Source organism: Clostridium sp. MCC345, assembly GCF_018785345.1.
GTDB classification, from domain to species: domain Bacteria; phylum Bacillota; class Clostridia; order Lachnospirales; family Anaerotignaceae; genus Anaerotignum_A; species Anaerotignum_A faecicola.
Map to the genome: position 1 here is coordinate 1 of NZ_WQPP01000031.1, position 2,509 is coordinate 2,509.

General features: G+C 49.9%; 3 protein-coding genes. All 3 read right to left on the minus strand.

Annotated elements, in window-relative coordinates:
- Nucleotides 1-1,265: MobQ family relaxase (mobQ, locus tag GPK49_RS06870; protein ID WP_215677115.1), on the minus strand; the 1,265-nt coding region annotated here is incomplete at its 3' end.
- Nucleotides 1,231-1,590, minus strand: a complete 360-nt coding sequence (locus GPK49_RS06875) for a DUF3847 domain-containing protein (RefSeq protein ID WP_015516226.1) — start codon at nt 1,588-1,590, stop codon at nt 1,231-1,233. The genes GPK49_RS06875 and mobQ, both read right to left, overlap by 35 nt.
- 127 nt (nt 1,591-1,717) lie before the next feature.
- Entirely contained in the window at nt 1,718-2,242 is a 525-nt protein-coding gene (locus tag GPK49_RS06880) for a hypothetical protein (RefSeq protein WP_015516227.1), read from the minus strand.
- Nucleotides 2,243-2,509: the final 267 nt, after the last annotated feature.

Genomic DNA, 2,509 nt, shown 5'->3' on the forward strand with positions numbered 1-2,509 from the left:
TCTCCGGTCAGCTTGCGTCTGGCGGCGTAGAACTGTTTCAGTTCCGTTTCATGCTCTGCCTTGTACTTGGCTCTGGGCTTCTCAAACTTGATTTTCTGCAAGCCGTCATAGACAGGCTTCAAGCTCTGGAAAGCAGCAGAGCTGTCATAGAGCCGCTTAATCGCTTTCATTCGAACGGTCTGTTCGTCCAGCGTTTTCTTCAAGCTCTCTGTGGCAGCACTGTGTTCGCTGACACGGTGTTCCAAATCCTCAAGGGAGTAAATCCCGTTTGCCCGGAGATAATTGAAAGTCTCATTCATCTCCTTTAGATTGCTGACCTTGTCTTTCTGCGAATACGCCCCGGCTCTGCGCTGGGTGTAATAGGCGTTCAGCAGAGAAACAAGGTCGGGTGCCTGCGGCTTGGCAATCTCCGCTTTTGCTTCGGCAATCCAATCGAACAGGAGAGCGATTTTCTTCTTGATGTCCCGGATAACGGCATTGGTTGCCTTGATCCAGCGGTTGAACTCGCCTTTCTCGGTGCGTATGCCTTTCTTCTCCATTGCCCGGACGGTTGCGCCCTCGTGGACGGCGGGAAGAAGCTCCACGCCCTGACGCTCATAGCTTCGGTGGTCGATACGAACGTCAAGCCCCTTTTCCGCAAACTTGCCATTGCATAGCTCCGCCCATGTCTGCCGCCAGTATTCCAGCGTTTCGGGACTGCCCCAGTCGGTAGTGGGAACGGCGTTGAACACAAACTTTCCGTTTGCGTCTCGAATACGGTTGCCGTCCTCGTCCAGCTCATACACCCGGCGTTGCTTTAGCCCCCATTTGCCGTTCTGCTCGATGGGGCGGATAGGGCAAAGCACATGAAAATGTGGATTGGGTATGCCGCCGTCCTCACGGTCTGGCTGGTGTACGGCGAAGTCAACCACCATGCCCCGGCTCACAAAGTTCTCCAACAAAAATTGCCTTGCAAGAGCGATGTTTTCCTCAAGGGAAAATTCATTCTGCAAGGCAATGTCAAAGCTGTATGCAAGCTGGGCGTTCTTTCCACGCTCGGCTTTTTCCACGGCGTTCCATAGGGTCTGGCGGTCTGCGTATTCGGGCGGTGCATGGGACGGCAGGAGAATGTCAGAGCAGATCACGCCGCCCTTTCTGGTGTAGTCGCTGTATTCGCCGTAATACTCGCTATACAATCGCGCCCCGGCTCGGTAGGCGGCAGAAGCGATAGCGGACTGTCCTGCGCTTCGCTTAGTCTGCGTGACGCTCAGATGAAATAGTGCCATCGGCTTTCAACTCCTTTTCTCTGTTCGCTTGGTTGGTGTGAGTAATCGCCATGTGACGGACGGCTCGCTGGACTTCGGACAGAGAAAAGATGTGTTCCATCAGCTCTGTCATTTCGGTGCGTGTGAGATCTTTGACCTCCGGGGCAAGACTCTCAACCGTGCCGCCCAGATTGCAAAGGCGGTGGGTGCGCTTGGTGCGTTCGCCTTTCTCCAGATACTTCTTTCTATTCTCAAGACGCTCCAGCTTGTGCTGTTCCTGTGCAAGCTGCGTCTCGGCTTGCTCCTTTTCGGCTTGGAGCTGGTCGAGGGTTTTCGGTTTTGTCATTGTAATTGACCTCCTTTTTTGATTTTGGGGATAAAAAAAGACCGTCAACTTTTCGCATAGTGCGACCAGTCAACGGTCAGTTTTTCGGTATTCAGTTGTTGTGTTCAGTTCGGTAAATTGAAGTTGGTCAAAGTTGTTGGCGAAGATATTCCACAACATTTCCATTCGTATCATAGAAACAGATGTTTCCTACATTGAGGGGCAGGACAATGGCGAAAGGCTTGCCACTATCAATATCAATCACCTGAATGCCGTTGCCATCATCTACTTCAAGTCGAACAATATTTTGGGTATTCATTGAGATAAATGCCCTTTCGTTATTTCCCTCAACAACAAACTCTGCAATGTAATCATCAACCTCAACTATATCTCCACCACCACGGAAGAAATATCCAAAAGACAAGCCAGGGCGATTTACATAGACAGAAAAAGTGTGGTCTGTCTTGTCCTGTGGGTAAGAAATAAATGCAGCCATTGTGTCGGAAATGCTTCCATCAACAATCCAATCATCCAAAATTTTTTGAGATTGGCGAATGTCTGCTTCTAAACTGTTTGCGGTTTTACCAATGTCATTGTTTGCATAAAGGAAACCGAAAACCAACACACAAGCCAAAATAACACCCAAGAGGATTATGGGTAATTTCTTTTTCATAGAATCACACTCCTTTATCAAATTAAGATTCTTGATTTTCAAACTTGCTGGCGGCGAACGGTTTGTCAAAACCGTTTGCGGACGGCAAGTCCACAGGGGATAGCCGCTTTAGCGGCGCAAGGGGGTGTAGCCACCTTGACGGAACGAAGTGACGCAACATTCTCGGTCATGCAGTTTTCTTCTGCTGACGGAGAATGAAGCTCCGCAGGACGCACTACTCTCGACAGAGAGTATAGAAGTGCGCCCTTTAGTTCCTAAAGGGATTTT